At 61.0% G+C, this 13,991-nt stretch carries 16 protein-coding genes and 1 tRNA gene; 15 read left to right on the top strand and 2 right to left on the bottom strand.

All coding sequences use genetic code 11. From position 1 onward, the window contains the following. The first annotated feature begins 81 nt into the window (after positions 1-81). From A39O_RS0123965 to A39O_RS0123930, 9 genes are all read left to right on the top strand, one after another. Positions 82-525 (top strand): GatB/YqeY domain-containing protein, encoded by a 444-nt coding sequence (locus A39O_RS0123965; RefSeq protein WP_020507203.1) that lies wholly within the window; start codon positions 82-84, stop codon positions 523-525. Between the two features lie 14 nt (positions 526-539). Then, the gene (gene dnaG, locus A39O_RS0123960; protein WP_020507202.1) at positions 540-2,297 is read left to right on the top strand and encodes a DNA primase; all 1,758 of its coding nucleotides are present in this window, start codon (positions 540-542) and stop codon (positions 2,295-2,297) included. Positions 2,298-2,463: 166 nt separating this feature from the next. After that, entirely contained in the window at positions 2,464-4,317 is a 1,854-nt protein-coding gene (gene rpoD / locus A39O_RS0123955) for an RNA polymerase sigma factor RpoD (RefSeq protein ID WP_020507201.1), read from the top strand. A 188-nt stretch (positions 4,318-4,505) separates the two neighbouring features. Continuing rightward, positions 4,506-4,581 (top strand) — tRNA-Ile (locus A39O_RS0123950). Between the two features lie 43 nt (positions 4,582-4,624). Next, positions 4,625-4,849, top strand: a complete 225-nt coding sequence (locus A39O_RS0123945) for a DUF433 domain-containing protein (RefSeq protein ID WP_026199706.1) — start codon at positions 4,625-4,627, stop codon at positions 4,847-4,849. Next, complete coding sequence (locus A39O_RS40000; RefSeq protein ID WP_085954719.1) at positions 4,846-5,064, top strand: DUF5615 family PIN-like protein; 219 nt, start codon at positions 4,846-4,848, stop codon at positions 5,062-5,064. Before A39O_RS0123945 ends, A39O_RS40000 begins: the two co-directional genes overlap by 4 nt. A gap of 75 nt (positions 5,065-5,139) precedes the next feature. Further along, positions 5,140-5,484 carry a type II toxin-antitoxin system RelE/ParE family toxin gene (locus A39O_RS0123940; RefSeq protein ID WP_157640382.1) on the top strand — a complete coding sequence of 115 codons (345 nt, stop codon included), beginning with the start codon at positions 5,140-5,142 and terminating at the stop codon, positions 5,482-5,484. Then, a complete protein-coding gene (locus tag A39O_RS34910) occupies positions 5,477-5,869 on the top strand; it encodes a helix-turn-helix domain-containing protein (protein WP_020507198.1) in 393 nt (130 codons plus the stop codon). Before A39O_RS0123940 ends, A39O_RS34910 begins: the two co-directional genes overlap by 8 nt. Beyond that, entirely contained in the window at positions 5,844-6,287 is a 444-nt protein-coding gene (locus tag A39O_RS0123930) for a hypothetical protein (RefSeq protein WP_020507197.1), read from the top strand. The genes A39O_RS34910 and A39O_RS0123930 overlap by 26 nt, the downstream gene beginning before the upstream one ends. Positions 6,288-6,533: 246 nt before the next feature. Here the strand turns inward: A39O_RS0123930 and A39O_RS0123925 are convergent, their stop codons facing one another. Beyond that, on the bottom strand, positions 6,534-6,842 hold the full coding sequence (locus A39O_RS0123925; protein ID WP_020507196.1) for an Arm DNA-binding domain-containing protein: 309 nt from the start codon (positions 6,840-6,842) through the stop codon (positions 6,534-6,536). A 118-nt stretch (positions 6,843-6,960) separates the two neighbouring features. Between A39O_RS0123925 and A39O_RS0123920 the strand changes: the two genes are divergently transcribed. From A39O_RS0123920 to A39O_RS34890, 6 genes are all read left to right on the top strand, one after another. Continuing rightward, positions 6,961-7,518, top strand: coding sequence for a M48 metallopeptidase family protein (locus tag A39O_RS0123920; protein WP_040528625.1), 558 nt, complete (start codon positions 6,961-6,963; stop codon positions 7,516-7,518). A 328-nt stretch (positions 7,519-7,846) separates the two neighbouring features. After that, positions 7,847-10,243, top strand: a complete 2,397-nt coding sequence (locus tag A39O_RS0123915; protein WP_020507194.1) for a type I restriction-modification system subunit M — start codon at positions 7,847-7,849, stop codon at positions 10,241-10,243. A gap of 380 nt (positions 10,244-10,623) precedes the next feature. Then, a complete protein-coding gene (locus tag A39O_RS42310) occupies positions 10,624-11,601 on the top strand; it encodes a transposase (RefSeq protein WP_211211707.1) in 978 nt (325 codons plus the stop codon). Then, complete coding sequence (locus A39O_RS37060) at positions 11,594-12,844, top strand: restriction endonuclease subunit S (RefSeq protein ID WP_211211706.1); 1,251 nt, start codon at positions 11,594-11,596, stop codon at positions 12,842-12,844. The genes A39O_RS42310 and A39O_RS37060 overlap by 8 nt, the downstream gene beginning before the upstream one ends. After that, on the top strand, positions 12,841-13,428 hold the full coding sequence (locus A39O_RS0123895) for a zeta toxin family protein (RefSeq protein WP_020507191.1): 588 nt from the start codon (positions 12,841-12,843) through the stop codon (positions 13,426-13,428). Before A39O_RS37060 ends, A39O_RS0123895 begins: the two co-directional genes overlap by 4 nt. Further along, positions 13,425-13,673, top strand: a complete 249-nt coding sequence (locus A39O_RS34890; RefSeq protein ID WP_020507190.1) for a hypothetical protein — start codon at positions 13,425-13,427, stop codon at positions 13,671-13,673. Before A39O_RS0123895 ends, A39O_RS34890 begins: the two co-directional genes overlap by 4 nt. Positions 13,674-13,736: 63 nt before the next feature. Here the strand turns inward: A39O_RS34890 and A39O_RS0123885 are convergent. Further along, positions 13,737-13,991, bottom strand: a 255-nt coding sequence (locus A39O_RS0123885) for an ISAzo13-like element transposase-related protein (RefSeq protein WP_026199705.1), incomplete at its 5' end; no start/stop codon positions are given.

Here is a 13,991-nt window from a genome sequence, read left to right as displayed (position 1 = left end):
GGGTCTCGGCTGCAGTCCGAGCCCTGCCATCCTCCCGGAAGTTCAGTCGGTCGCGGCCTGATGCCGCAGTAGGTCGAGACTATGCTCAAGGCGCAAATCCAGTCCGACATGAAGACCGCCATGAAGGCGGGTGACAAGGTCAGGCTCGGGGTGATTCGCCTCATCCTCGCTGCCGTCAAACAGCGCGAGGTCGACGAACGCATCGAGCTGGATGACGCCCAGGTGCTGGCCGTGCTCGACAAGATGGTCAAGCAGCGGCGGGATTCCATCGAGCAGTTCGGTGCGGCCGGTCGTCAGGATCTGGTCGATGTGGAGCGCTTCGAGGTCGAGGTCATCCAGGGCTACCTTCCGGCGGCCCTGAGCGAGGCCGAACTGACCGCCCTGATCGAGTCCGCGGTCACCGCCAGCGGTGCGGCGGCCATGAGCGACATGGGCAAGGTGATGGCCGTGCTGCGGCCCCAGGTGCAAGGACGTGCCGACATGGGCGCGGTCAGTGCCATGGTGAAGCGGCGGCTCGGTGCCTGAAGCCGGCTGCGTGCATGGCCGGCAGGATTCCATCCCAATTCATCGATGATCTGCTCGCACGCACCGACATTGTCGAGCTGATCGGCGGTCGGATGCAGTTGCGCAAGGCGGGTAAGGACTTTCAGGCCCGTTGTCCCTTTCACGACGAGAAAACCCCGTCTTTCACGGTCAGCCAGGAGAAGCAGTTTTATCACTGTTTTGGCTGTGGTGCGCATGGCAGCGCCATCGGTTTTCTCATGGAGTATGACCGGCTCAGTTTTCGTGAGGCCATCGATGAACTGGCTCACAAGGCCGGGATCGAGGTGCCGAGCGAGGCGGCCGCGGCGCCGGCCGGACCCGACTATGCGCCGCTCTATGCCATCCTGGATCAGGCCGCCCAGATCTTTCGCTTGCAGTTGCGTGAGCATCCGGATGCATCCCGCGCGATCGAGTATCTCAAGGGCCGCGGTCTGAGCGGTGAGATTGCCGGGCGCTATGGCCTGGGTTATGCGCCGCCCGGTTGGGATTTGCTGCTGACGCGGTTGGGTGAGAGCCCGGCGCAGCGCGAGCGGTTGTTGCAGGCCGGTCTCATCACGGAGCAGGACGGCAAGCGTTACGACCGCTTTCGCGACCGCGTGATCTTCCCGATTCGCGACCGCCGCGGGCGGGTGATCGGCTTTGGCGGGCGGGTGCTCGGTGACGGCAAGCCCAAGTATCTCAACTCCCCGGAGACACCGGTCTTCCACAAGGGGCGCGAACTCTATGGGCTTTACGAAGTCCAGCAGGCGCGGCGCAAACTGGAACGGCTACTGGTGGTCGAAGGGTACATGGATGTCATCGCGCTCGCCCAGTTCGGCATCGACTATGCGGTTGCCACCCTGGGCACGGCAACCACCATCGACCACCTCCAGGTGCTGCTGCGCTCGGCGCCGGAGTTGGTGTTTTGCTTTGACGGCGACCGTGCCGGACGTGATGCGGCCTGGAAGGCGCTGGAAACGGCCTTGCACCACGATCTGGTGACCGGCAGTCAGTCGCTGTGCTTTCTCTTTCTGCCGGATGGCGAGGACCCGGACACCCTGATCCGCGCCGAGGGCCTGGCGGCCTTCGAGCAGCGGCTCGTCGGCGCCCAGCCGCTCGACGAGTATCTTTTCGAGCACCTGTCCGCTCAGTTGGATACGGTCAGCCGGGATGGTCGCGCTCGTTTGGTGGGTCTGGCGAAACCCTTGATTAAGAAAGTAACGGCCGGCATCTACAAGGCTAAGTTGGAAGGTACGCTGGCGGATCTGGAGGCCCAGGCGAGGATGGCGCCGAGCACCGGTGCCCGTCGCAGCCGTCCGCGCCGCGGGGTGACCCCGGTGCAGCGGCCGACGCGCCCGAGCCTGGTCGCCCAGGCCATCGCGCTGTTGCTTGACCACCCCGAGCTGGCGCCCGCGGCCGCGGAGCAGGCCGACGACTGGCGACGGCTGGAGAATCCGGGAGTGGCTGTCCTGGCCCAGTTACTCGATGCGATCACCGCGTATCCGGGCATCAACAAGGCCACCCTGACGGAGCGCTGGCGCGACCATCCGCACTTCGATTATCTCCAGCGGCTGAGCGTGGAACCCTTTTTGCGCGATGTCCCGGAGGACGGTCTGGCCGCCGAGTTGATCGGCGCACTGCAGGGGCTGAGCAAAGATGTGCGGGATGCCGAGCGCTTGCAGCCGCTCAATCGGCGCAGTACCGCGGAGTGGAGCGAGGAGATACGTGAGCAGATGGATCGCGACCACGCCCAGGCGCGGACGCGTCTCCGATAAACCGCGCCCAGCGCGGTATGCGATGAAAATGACGCATTTCGCGCTGGACGCGGTTTAGAACACTGAAAAATTTAATCGAGCTTGACATTCTGTGCTAGAATGCGTAGTTCCGCGCACGGCCTCAAGTCTGCCTGATAACTCTCCCAGAGAACGGCAAAGGTAACCCATGGATCAAGAACAGCACCAGTCCCAGCTGAAGCAGCTGATCGCCAAAGGCAAAGAGCAGGGTTTCCTGACCTATTCCGAGGTGAACGATCATTTGCCTCCCGGTATCGTCGAGCCCGAGCAGATCGAAGACATCGTTCGGATGATCAACGATATGGGGATCATGGTCCATGAGTCCGCCCCTGACATCATCGACCAGACCCTGACGGACAATGCCGTTTCGGACGACGACGCCGCCGAGGCCGCCGCCGCCGCGCTGGCCAGTGTCGACAGCGAGTTCGGGCGCACCACCGACCCCGTGCGCATGTACATGCGCGAGATGGGCACGGTCGAATTGCTGACGCGCGAGGGCGAACTCAAGATCGCCAAGCGCATCGAGGAGGGCCTCAATCAGGTCCTGTCCTCCCTGTCCGTCTACCCCCGCTCGGTGCAGAAACTGATCGAGATCTTCGACCGGGTCGCACGCGAAGAAACCCGGCTGGCCGATGTCATCTCCGGGTTCAACGACCCCGATGCCGAACCGGTGCCGGCTCCGGTAGTTGCGCCGGTTCCGGAAGTCGTTGCCGAAGCGGATGCCGAGTCGGATATCGAGGAGCCGGCCTCCGACGACGATGAGGAAGCCGTGGCCGTCGCCGATACCGGACCCGATCCGGTCGAAGTCGCGCGCCGGGTGCAACTGCTGCGTGATCGCTTCGACGTGCTCAAGGTCAACCTCGAACAGTACGGACGGGATGACCCCCGCTCGCGGGCCGCCATGGCCGAGGTGTCCGAGGTCTTCCTGCAGTTCAAACTGGTCGCCAACGTCTTTCAGGAGCTGGCCGAGATCCTGCGCGGCACCATCTCGCGCATCCGCTCGCAGGAAAAGGCCATCATGGGCGCCTGCGTCGATCAGGCCGGCATGCCCCGCAAGGAATTCATCGAAAGCTTCCCGGATAACGAGACCAACCCCCAGTGGCTGGAGCAGCAGCTCGCCGCGACGCGGCCTTTCGCCGCGCGTCTGGTGGAGTTTTCTCACGATGTCCGCCGTGCCCAGCGCAAGCTCCAGGAAGTCGAGCGCGAAAACTTCCTGACCGTCGGCGAGATCAAGGAAGTCAATCGCAAGATGTCCATCGGCGAGGCCAAGGCCCGCCGCGCCAAGAAAGAAATGGTCGAGGCCAACCTGCGTCTGGTCATCTCCATCGCCAAGAAGTATACGAATCGCGGGCTTCAATTCCTGGATTTGATCCAGGAAGGCAACATCGGCCTGATGAAGGCGGTCGACAAGTTCGAATACCGTCGCGGCTACAAGTTCTCGACCTATGCCACCTGGTGGATTCGCCAGGCGATCACCCGCTCCATTGCGGATCAGGCGCGCACCATCCGCATCCCGGTGCACATGATCGAGACCATCAACAAGCTCAACCGTATCTCCCGGCAGATGATCCAGGAGATGGGCCGCGAGGCCACCCCGGAAGAGCTGGCCGCGCGCATGGAAATGCCCGAAGACAAAGTCCGCAAGGTGCTGAAGATCGCCAAGGAACCGATCTCCATGGAGACCCCGATCGGCGACGACGAGGACTCGCATCTGGGCGACTTCATCGAGGACTCCGGCGTCATCTCCCCGGTCGAGTCCGCCACCATGGCCGGTCTGCGCGAGGCCACCCAGAACATGCTGGCCAGCCTCACCTCGCGTGAAGCCAAGGTCCTGCGCATGCGCTTCGGCATCGACATGAATACCGACCACACGCTGGAAGAAGTCGGCAAACAATTCGACGTCACCCGCGAGCGCATTCGTCAGATCGAAGCCAAGGCCCTGCGCAAGCTACGCCACCCGACCCGTTCCGAGAAGCTCAAGAGCTTCCTTGATACCGAGTGATGTTCGTGGCGATAGCCGTCGCACCTGATAGCCGGACACGGCGTAGGGGCGGGTTTGAAACCCGCCCCTACATCCGGTTGTCGCGTTCGACGCCTCTATAAGACCACGAAAACCATCATGGAGAATCCAAGACGGCAGGGATGCCGATATAATCGACGCACCATGGACGGTCAGCCAAACTGCTTTACGGGCCGTTAGCTCAGCGGTTAGAGCAGGGGACTCATAATCCCTTGGTCCAAGGTTCAAATCCTTGACGGCCCACCATTCCCTCAAGCGCTAATGAGTCTGAGGTCCCGGGAGCCCAGCGATGATCGAGCAAATTACCATGGACCCGGCCATCTGCCACGGCAAGCCTTGCATCCGAGGACTCCGCTACCCGGTCGAGACGGTCTTGGAGTGGCTTGCGGGCGGCATGAGCATCGACGACATCCTGGCCAACTACGAGGATCTGACCCGCGAAGACATCCTTGCCGCCTTGGCCTTTGCCGCTCGGATTGCCCATACTAAACACCTCGTCCCGCTGGCCGCATGAGATTCGTCGTCGATGCCCAATTGCCTAAGCGTCTGGCGCGCTGGCTGGCGGCACGCGGTCACGACGCCTTGCACACGCTCGATCTGGCTGGAGGAAATCGGACTTCGGACGCTGCGATCACTGAGTTCGCCTGCAGGGATGATCGGATCGTGGGGGGCGGGAGAGACGGAAGACGCTGGCCCTTGAAACTTTCTTCACTTGTACTTAACTTATGAGTTAAGATTTTGCGCCTACGGATCTTGGAGCATGTAAATCGACGGATTGTCGCCTGCGTCTTGGGCGAGGACTGTGTGCTGACGTTCTTGCAGGAGCAGCCAGCCAACATGGCGGCAAGCGCAAAGGGCTTCAAAGCGCTGTTCCGGCGGTACGCAGAACATGGGCGCCAAGGCTTGACGGAAGAGCAGTTCCACCTGGCAAACCGCGAAGAGAGCATCTGGGAATTTCGCAAGGGCGCCTTACGTGTGTTCTGCTTCATGGACAATGAAGAACACCTGACGGTGCTGACACACGGCACCGTCAAGAGGTCCCAGAAGGTGAAACCCGCCGAGGTAACCGCGGCGGTCGCTGCGAAAAACCGATATCTGACCGCAAAGAAGGTCGGACAAATCGACCTTGTGGAGAACGACAATGAGTGAGATGGCCGCCCTTAAGTGGTATCGCGATCTCGCCGACGATACCGACTATCTGACCGAAGACGCTAAGATCGGGTTTGCCGTGTGCGTTGAGCGACGCATGAAACAGCAAGGCATATCCAAGACTGAACTTGCGCACAGGCTAGGAACCAGTCAAGCCTATGTCACCAAAATTCTGCGCGGCGACAGCAACCTGACAATCAAGAGCATGGTCGAACTTGCCGCCGCGGTAGACGGGGCGCTCCATTTACACCTTACGCCGCGATACACGCGCGTGCAGTGGCTTGGTATCGTGCGGAACGAACCGGAGCCGATTGCCGCTGCCGCGTCGGTTTGGGCGAACCATGCCACCAAGGGGGCGCATGGATACCTTCCCGTTGCAGCTTGACCGCTATTTCTTCACGGAAACAGTGGTCAGGGCCAACCCCGGCCACGTCCCGACCGGCCCGAGCGACGGCAGCCTGATCGTGCCAACGCTGTCGTGCTCGCCGATCGAAGGTAGGGAGGACGCTTTCGCCCTGGAATTGACCGTCACGCTTGACGAATCCAAAAGCGAAAATCCACCTTACTTCTTTTCGATCAATGCCTTTGCTATCTTGGTTGCCGCCCCTGATCTGCCCCGCGAGGAAGCGCTCCCAATGGCGCAAGAGAGCGGGTTTATCATGCTGATAGGGGCGATCCGCGAACACCTTGCTGGCATCACGGCCCGTGGGCCATGGGGTCCTTTTTTGTTCGGGCCGATGACTTACCAGCAAACCGCTGCCCTTAACCAGATTCCGGCTTCTGAAGATTCGCCTGACTGCTGACCCTTAGACTCCAGCCAAGCGACATCCCCGACCCGGTTCCGCGATCCCAGCGATACCCGAGACATCCGCCCCAAGACTGGCAACCCGGCCCGGTTTCGACCCCATTTTTTCTTAACTGCGCCGTAAGTGCGCCTTGAACTCGTGGCGCACTTGTCTAATGTTTGTAAAACATGTACTTGATGTTATGAAACACATGATGGGTAATCCCTTGGCCCTAGGTCCAAGTCCTAGACGGCCCACCATTCCTCAGGCGGCTTTTCTGGTATCCAGCAGCGCCGGTAACAACCCGGCTTCGCGCGCTTCCAGGACAACCAATTCAACCAGATTTCCGCCCGCATCGAATGACAGGTTGATATTGCGTGCGTCCTTGAGGGTGACCGCTGGATACTGCTCAAAAGTCATGCTTCGCTTCTTGCCTTGCAACGTGTAGATGAAGAAAAACGCCTTATTCCCATCGGGCGAGACGCGGACCCCGAAGCCTTGTCCTTCGCGCACGTCGTAGCGGGCGGCCTGGGGCGTTAGGTTTTTCACGTACAGGTCTGAGAATTTCGGCATGGTGTCCGGTCCGGGGTTCCTCTTGGGGTTCCTCACTTGGGCGGTTAGGGGTGCAATACTATGTTCCGGTCTATTTCTGGTCCACTTTCGAGCGCGCACCCGGGCCGAGGCCATAGCGATGACGACGATGAAGTACCTCTCCGCCTATCCCGAGCCGCTGGTCTCCCAGGTGCGTCGGCTCATGGACGAGGGCCGGCTCGCCTCGCTGCTGGCGAGGCGCTACCCGGCGGCGCACGCGGTGCGCACCGATGCGGCGCTCTACGCCTACGTCAGCGAACTCAAGGCGGCCTTCATGCGCAAGGCGGAGCCGCTGTCGCGGGTGAACTACGACAACCGGCTGCACGTGGTCCGGCACGCGCTCGGCACCCACACCGCCATCTCGCGGGTGCAGGGCGGCCGGCTCAAGGCCAAGCGCGAGATACGCGTCGCCGGCCTGTTCCGCGACCTGCCCGTTGAGTTCTTGCGCATGATCGTGGTGCACGAGCTCGCCCACCTGAAAGAACGGGAGCACGACAAGGCGTTCTACCAGTTGTGTGCGCACATGGAGCCTGGCTACGGTCAGTACGAGTTTGACCTGCGGGCGTATCTGTGCCATCTGGAGGCGGGCGGTGAGGCCCTGTGGTCGGTATGCCGACCAAGTCTTGCCGAGTCGCCGGTCCGCACAGCGGACCCGTAGGGTCCGCTGTGCGGACCGCCCGCGGCCGGCCGGAACGATGATCAAGGCCCTGGACGGCCTTGATCGTAATCCCGGCCAGCGGGGTGCGTAGTCAGGGCTTCCAGCCCTGACGGTGTCAGGCCAGGATGGCCTGACTACGCACACGGCGAGCCCAGGTGGCCGGAATCTTGATCGAGGCCGCCTGGACGGACGCAGGGTGACGGGGCTTCGGCGTATGATTGGCTGACCCGCTACAGGCGCATCGCCCCGTCCCTGATGGTCCAGCGACGCTTCGGGCCAGTTGCCCCGGCCTCAGTCTGCCTGCGCCCAACCCACAAGACTCGCGTCCATGGCCCTGAAGAAGTCCGAACTCTACTCCTCCCTCTGGTCCAGTTGCGACGAGCTGCGCGGCGGCATGGACGCCAGCCAGTACAAGGATTACGTCCTGGTGCTGCTGTTCGTCAAGTATGTCAGCGACAAATACGCGGGCCAGCCGTTCGCGCCGATCACCATCCCCGCGGGCGCAAGCTTCAAAGACATGGTCGCCCTCAAGGGCAAGTCCGACATCGGCGACCAGATCAACAAGCGCATCCTCGGTCCGCTGGCCAACGCCAACCGGCTGTCCGACATGCCGGACTTCAACGATTCCACCAAGCTCGGCACCGACAAGGAGAAGGTGGAGCGGCTCACCAACCTGATCGCCATCTTTGAGAACAAGGCGCTCGACTTCTCCAAGAACCGCGCCGACGGCGACGACATCCTGGGCGACGCCTACGAATATCTGATGCGGCACTTCGCCACCGAAAGCGGCAAGAGCAAGGGCCAGTTCTACACCCCCGCCGAGGTCAGCCGGGTAGTGGCCCAGATCCTCGGCATCCGCGAGGCGCAAACCAGCGCCGACACCACGGTCTACGACCCGACTTGCGGCTCCGGCTCACTGCTGCTCAAGATCGCCGACGCGGCGCGTACTCCGGTCACCCTCTACGGCCAGGAAAAGGATGCCGCCACCAGCGGCCTGGCCCGCATGAACATGATTCTGCACAACAATCCTACTGCCTTGATCATGCAGGGCAACACCCTGACCGACCCCAAGTACCTGGCCGGCGACTATCTCAAGACCTTCGATTACATCGCCGCCAATATCCCTTTCAGCGACAAGCGCTGGGCGACCGGGCTCAACCCACTCCAGGACCCCTTCGATCGCTTCAAGCACTTCGGTGTGCCGCCCGCCAAGCAGGGCGACTACGCCTACCTGCTACATATCGTGCGCTCGCTCAAGAGCACCGGCACCGGGGCCTGCATCCTGCCGCACGGCGTGCTGTTCCGCGGCAACGCCGAGGCCGAGATCCGCCGCAACCTGGTGCGCCGCGGCTACATCGCCGGGCTCATCGGCCTGCCCGCCAACCTCTTTTTTGGCACCGGCATCCCCGCCTGCATCGTCGTCATCGACAAGAAAGACGCCCAGGCGCGCAAGGGTATTTTCATGATCGACGCCAGCGGCGGCTTCATGAAGGACGGCCCCAAGAACCGGCTGCGCGCCCAGGACATCCATAAGATCGTCGACGTCTACACCCGTCGGCGCGACGTCCCCCGCTATGCGCGCATGGTCGGCATCGATGAAATCGAGCGCAACGACTTCAACCTCAACCTGCCGCGCTACATCGACAGCCAGACACCCGAGGACCTGCAGGATATCGCCGGCCACCTGCAGGGCGGCATCCCCGCCGCCGATGTCGATGCGCTGGCCCCCTATTGGTTCGTCTGCCCGCAACTGCGGCAGACCCTGTTCAGCCCCAATCGCCCCGATTATCTGGATCTGGCCGTGGAGAAACCGGCCATCAAGACCGCCATCTACGCGCATCCCGAGTTCGCCGCCTTCATCGCCGGGATGCAGACGCATTTCGCCGCCTGGCAAGCGCAGAGTGCTGCCGCGCTCAAGGCCCTTGCTGCCGGCTGCCACCCGAAGGAGGTCATCGTCTGGCTGTCCGAGGGGCTGCTTGCCCACTACCAGGACAAACCGCTCATCGACCCCTACCACATCTACCAGCACCTGCTGGACTACTGGGCCGAGACCATGCAGGACGATCTGTACCTGATCGCCGCCGACGGTTGGAAGGCCGAGACCTATCGGATCATCGAGACCGACAAGAAGGGCAAGCCGAAGGACAAGGGCTGGACCTGTGACCTGATACCGAAGCCCCTGATCGTCGCCCGCTACTACGCCAGGGAGCAGGCGGACATTGATCAGATCGCCGCCGAACTGGAGGCGGTCGGCGCCAGGCTCGCCGAGTTGGAAGAAGAGCACGGTGGGGACGAGGGCGCCTTTGCCGAACTGGACAAGGTCAACAAGATCAACGTCGCCGCCCGGCTCAGGGAGATCAAGGGTGACAAGGAGAGCAAGGACGAGGCCGCCGTGCTCAACGACTGGCTCAAGCTCAACGGCGACGAAGCGGACCTCAAGAAGCGACTGAAGGACGCGGAGTCCGCGCTCGATGCCTTGGCCTACAAGCACTATCCCAAGCTCACTGAGGACGATATCAAGTCGCTGGTCGTGGACGACAAGTGGCTTGCGGCACTCGCCGCCGCCATCCACGGTGAGATGGACCGCGTGAGCCAGCAGTTGACTCAGCGTGTCAAGGAACTGGCCGAGCGGTACGAGACGCCGATGCCTGGGCTGACCGCGCGGGTTTCGGCGCTGGAGAGCAAGGTGAGCCGACACCTGGAGCGGATGGGGTTTGCATTATGACACGCAGCGTTGATCAGATTGCGCAGACACTGCCTGCGCAATTCGGACCGGACGATACGCCGCCGCTGCACAAAGGCTTTTGCCTCGTCCCTTATCTTTTCGGGACCCATCGGTGCCGAAGATTTTGTCGCAGTCCTAAACATTCGGCGCGGAGTCAACACTTTATCCTGCCTGGGCGCAACCAGGGAATTGGTCAGACAGCGTCTGACCTATACTCGTCGGACGTGATAACCGGACGTAGGGGGGGGTTTCAAACCCGCCCCTACACCAAGGGTCTGTCTGGAAATCAGGTACGAAGGCTATAATCGCCCCCTTGTGAGCATGGACAATCCGAACAAGCGGCGCTCTCGGAACGACGCGAGCAGAGTGAGGTGAAGCAGATGCCGGCAGAGATTCGCCCCCGTGCCTCCATGCGCCTGAAAGGATACGATTACACTCAGGCCGGGGCCTATTTTATCACCCTCTGCGTTCAACAGCGTCTTTGCCTGTTCGGCGAAGTGATCGCGGGATTATTTGTGTCGAACCAATATGGTGCGCTGGTTGCGCAGGCCTGGAACGATCTGCCAAACCATTATCCGCATGTCAGTCTCGATCAATTCGTCGTCATGCCCAATCATGTCCATGGCATTATCGTTCTGAGCGATGTAGGGGCGGATTTAAAATCCGATCACCGCCATCGCGACGCCGATGTAGGGGTGGGTTTGAAACCCGCCCCTACCAAGCGCCATGCCTTGTCGGAGATCGTCCGGGCATTCAAGACCTTCTCCGCCCGCCGGATCAACGAGATTCGCCAAACGCCCGGCACCTCAATCTGGCAACGCAATTATTATGAACACATCATCCGCAGCGAGGCGGATTACACTCGCATTGCCGAATATGTTATCGATAATCCGCGCCTCTGGTCCGAAGACAGCCTCCATCCTGAAAATGCGCCCCGTGTCGATACCGGTAGCGTCGGTGCAGGCTTCAAACCCGCTCCCGACCAACGCGATGCCGATCTAGGGGCGGGTTTGAAACCTAATGACCACCGCGATGCTGGCGTGGGGACGGGTTTGAAACCCAATGACCACCGCAATGCTGGCGTTGGGACGGGTTTGAAACCCAATGACCACCGCGATGCTGGCGTGGGGACGGTTTTGAAACCCAATGACCACCGCAATGCTGGCGTTGGGACCGGTTTGAAACCCAATGACCACCGCGATGCTGGCGTTGGGACGGGCTTGAAACCCAATGACCACCGCGATGCTGGCGTAGGGGCGGGTTTGAAACCCGCCCCTACGAAACGGGATACCGCCAGCGAAGGGGGTTTGCAACCCACCCCGATGCCGGGCACTGATGATGGGGCCTGCGATGAGTGACATTCCGAAGGGGTACAAGCAGACTGAGTTGGGGGTGATTCCGGAGGATTGGGATGTTGATTGTCTTGGTCGCTTCTGGAGTGTAACTGACTGCAAACATGTCACTGCCACGTTCATCCCCTCAGGCTATCCCGTGGCCAGTATAAAAGAGGTCCAAGTTCGCTTTGTTGATTTAACCAATGCGAATCAAACGAACGAGCGATTTTACAGGTTGCTGACAGAAGGTTTGCGTCAGCCGCGACCTGGTGATCTTATTATGAGTAGGAATGCCACTGTAGGCGAGATCGCGCAAGTAGCCGACTGGCATCAAGCATTTGCTATGGGGCAGGATGTTTGCCTACTGCGGAAGAGGTCGCCGGACTTCTCGTCTGATTTTCTTCAATCGGTGTTTCGTTCAGAAATTATTGGCTCTCAGCTCTCTGATTTGATGGTAGGCTCGACATTTAAGCGGGCTAATGTGCGGCAGATTAAGGGCCTTATGATCCCAATGCCGGGATGCTCCGAACAAGCAGCCATTGCCGAGGCGTTGAGCGACGCGGATGCCTTCATCGAATCCCTGGATGACCTTCTCGCCAAGAAGCGCCAGCTCAAACAAGGCGCGATGCAGGAATTGCTCACCGGCAAGAAGCGTCTGCTGGGTTTCAGCGACGAGTGGGAATTAGCGAGCGCTGGCGATATTGGACGGTTTCAAAGTGGGAGCGGCTTCCCTATTAAGTTTCAAGGAGCCAGTGCAGGAGAGTATCCATTCTTCAAAGTCTCCGACATGAACACTGAAGGTAACGAAACCTTTATAGAGACAGCGAACAATTACATAAGTGAGGCACTTCGAAAGCAACTCGGTGCCATAGCCTTCCCGGCCAATAGTATAGTTTTCGCCAAAGTTGGTGCCGCCGTGTTTCTCGAGAGAAAGAAGATTTTGACTAAGGCAAGCTGCCTGGACAACAACATGGCCGCTTTCGTCCTCGACACTAGTCGAACCGATAATCGATTTATTCATTACCTGCTGCTCAACACGAAGCTAAGCAGTCTTGTCAGCACCACTGCACTTCCATCCCTTAGCGGGAGTGTGCTTTCCGCAATTAAATTCTTGCTTCCGTCTGTCGCCGAGCAAACCGCCATCGCAGCCATCCTCTCCGACATGGACACCGAGATCGCCGCACTGGAAGACAAGCTCGCCAAGGCCCGCAACCTCAAGCAGGGCATGATGCAAGAACTGCTCACCGGCAGGATTCGCCTCGTATGAGCGGCCAAGGTCAGCCAACCTGCTGGATCATCGCCGGGCCGAACGGCGCGGGCAAGACGACCTTCGCGTTGGAATATCTTCCCAACGTCGCGGGCTGCCGCCGCTTCGTGAATGCGGACCTGATCGCGGCCGGCATGTCGCCCTTAGCGCCGGAGCGCGAGCGGGTCGCGGCGAGTCGGATCTTTCTCGGTGAGGTGGAGCGGCACATCGCGGCACGGCACGATTTTGGCTTCGAGGCCACCCTCGCGGGACGCGGCTACTTGCGCTTGATCCGGCGCTTGAAGCTGAACGGCTGGCGGATCGAACTGATCTACCTGGTGCTCCCCACCGTGGAGATGGCGAAGATGCGTGTGGCGGAGCGCGTCCGACACGGCGGCCACCGGATCCCGGTCGAGGATATCGAACGCCGTTTCGTCCGTAGCCTGGAGAACCTCTTTGGCAACTACGCGGCGGCGGTCGATCGGACCGTCTGTTTCATTAACAGCAGTGAACGCCCCGAGCTGCTTTTTACGCAAGAGGGCGAGCGGCGCGAGGTGAGGCAACCCGCGATCCTGCAACGACTACCCGGTTGGAGACCGACATGATGCAGACGCCTGAGTACGAAACCAAGGCCCTGGAGGCCTTGACGCGGGCGGTGGCCGGGGCGCTGGAGCGAAAACGCCGGTTGGGCCAGTACGCGGTGGTGTGGCGTGATGACCGGCCGGTGTGTATCGGACCTGATGCGCCGCCGGACTGTGATCAGGCGCGCCTTGCACCTGAGCGGGCGCCGAACGGCGGGGCCGGGTCGAGCCATGATGAATGTCTGCGCGATAGCTCGCCCCGTCCGTAATGCGTGACACCGCTGAGCGGTGGCACGCCTAGTAACGAGGCATAAATTAGTTATACATCTTTATTAAGAAAAACCGTTAGGATCAACCACGTAATTCCATTGTCCAAGAGTCAGATCATGCCGGATAAACTGATCTTTGATCTCCCGGAAGCCGTCGGAGCATTTGCGGCCGAGCGCGTAGAATTTATCGAGGATGCGTGCGGTGACGCGCAGCCCGGTGTCGGTGGTCGTGCGCTCGACGGTCCACCGTGCGGTCTCGGCGGAGTCGAGGATGACCCCGCTCCAGGTGCGCTCGACTTGACTGAAGAGGCGATGCTC

The organism is Lamprocystis purpurea DSM 4197 (assembly GCF_000379525.1).
GTDB lineage: Bacteria > Pseudomonadota > Gammaproteobacteria > Chromatiales > Chromatiaceae > Thiodictyon > Thiodictyon purpureum.
This window is presented reverse-complemented; position numbering and strand designations above follow the sequence as displayed.

Bases quoted from the DNA above. Each gene is read 5' to 3' on its own strand.
- A39O_RS0123965 (WP_020507203.1), top strand. From the start codon at position 82: ATGCTCAAGGCGCAAATCCAGTCCGACATGAAGACCGCCATGAAGGCG.
- dnaG (WP_020507202.1), top strand. From the start codon at position 540: ATGGCCGGCAGGATTCCATCCCAATTCATCGATGATCTGCTCGCACGC.
- rpoD (WP_020507201.1), top strand. From the start codon at position 2,464: ATGGATCAAGAACAGCACCAGTCCCAGCTGAAGCAGCTGATCGCCAAA.
- A39O_RS0123945 (WP_026199706.1), top strand. From the start codon at position 4,625: ATGATCGAGCAAATTACCATGGACCCGGCCATCTGCCACGGCAAGCCT.
- A39O_RS40000 (WP_085954719.1), top strand. From the start codon at position 4,846: ATGAGATTCGTCGTCGATGCCCAATTGCCTAAGCGTCTGGCGCGCTGG.
- A39O_RS34910 (WP_020507198.1), top strand. From the start codon at position 5,477: ATGAGTGAGATGGCCGCCCTTAAGTGGTATCGCGATCTCGCCGACGAT.
- A39O_RS0123930 (WP_020507197.1), top strand. From the start codon at position 5,844: ATGGATACCTTCCCGTTGCAGCTTGACCGCTATTTCTTCACGGAAACA.
- A39O_RS0123925 (WP_020507196.1), bottom strand. From the start codon at position 6,842: ATGCCGAAATTCTCAGACCTGTACGTGAAAAACCTAACGCCCCAGGCC.
- A39O_RS0123920 (WP_040528625.1), top strand. From the start codon at position 6,961: ATGACGACGATGAAGTACCTCTCCGCCTATCCCGAGCCGCTGGTCTCC.
- A39O_RS0123915 (WP_020507194.1), top strand. From the start codon at position 7,847: ATGGCCCTGAAGAAGTCCGAACTCTACTCCTCCCTCTGGTCCAGTTGC.
- A39O_RS42310 (WP_211211707.1), top strand. From the start codon at position 10,624: ATGCCGGCAGAGATTCGCCCCCGTGCCTCCATGCGCCTGAAAGGATAC.
- A39O_RS37060 (WP_211211706.1), top strand. From the start codon at position 11,594: ATGAGTGACATTCCGAAGGGGTACAAGCAGACTGAGTTGGGGGTGATT.
- A39O_RS0123895 (WP_020507191.1), top strand. From the start codon at position 12,841: ATGAGCGGCCAAGGTCAGCCAACCTGCTGGATCATCGCCGGGCCGAAC.
- A39O_RS34890 (WP_020507190.1), top strand. From the start codon at position 13,425: ATGATGCAGACGCCTGAGTACGAAACCAAGGCCCTGGAGGCCTTGACG.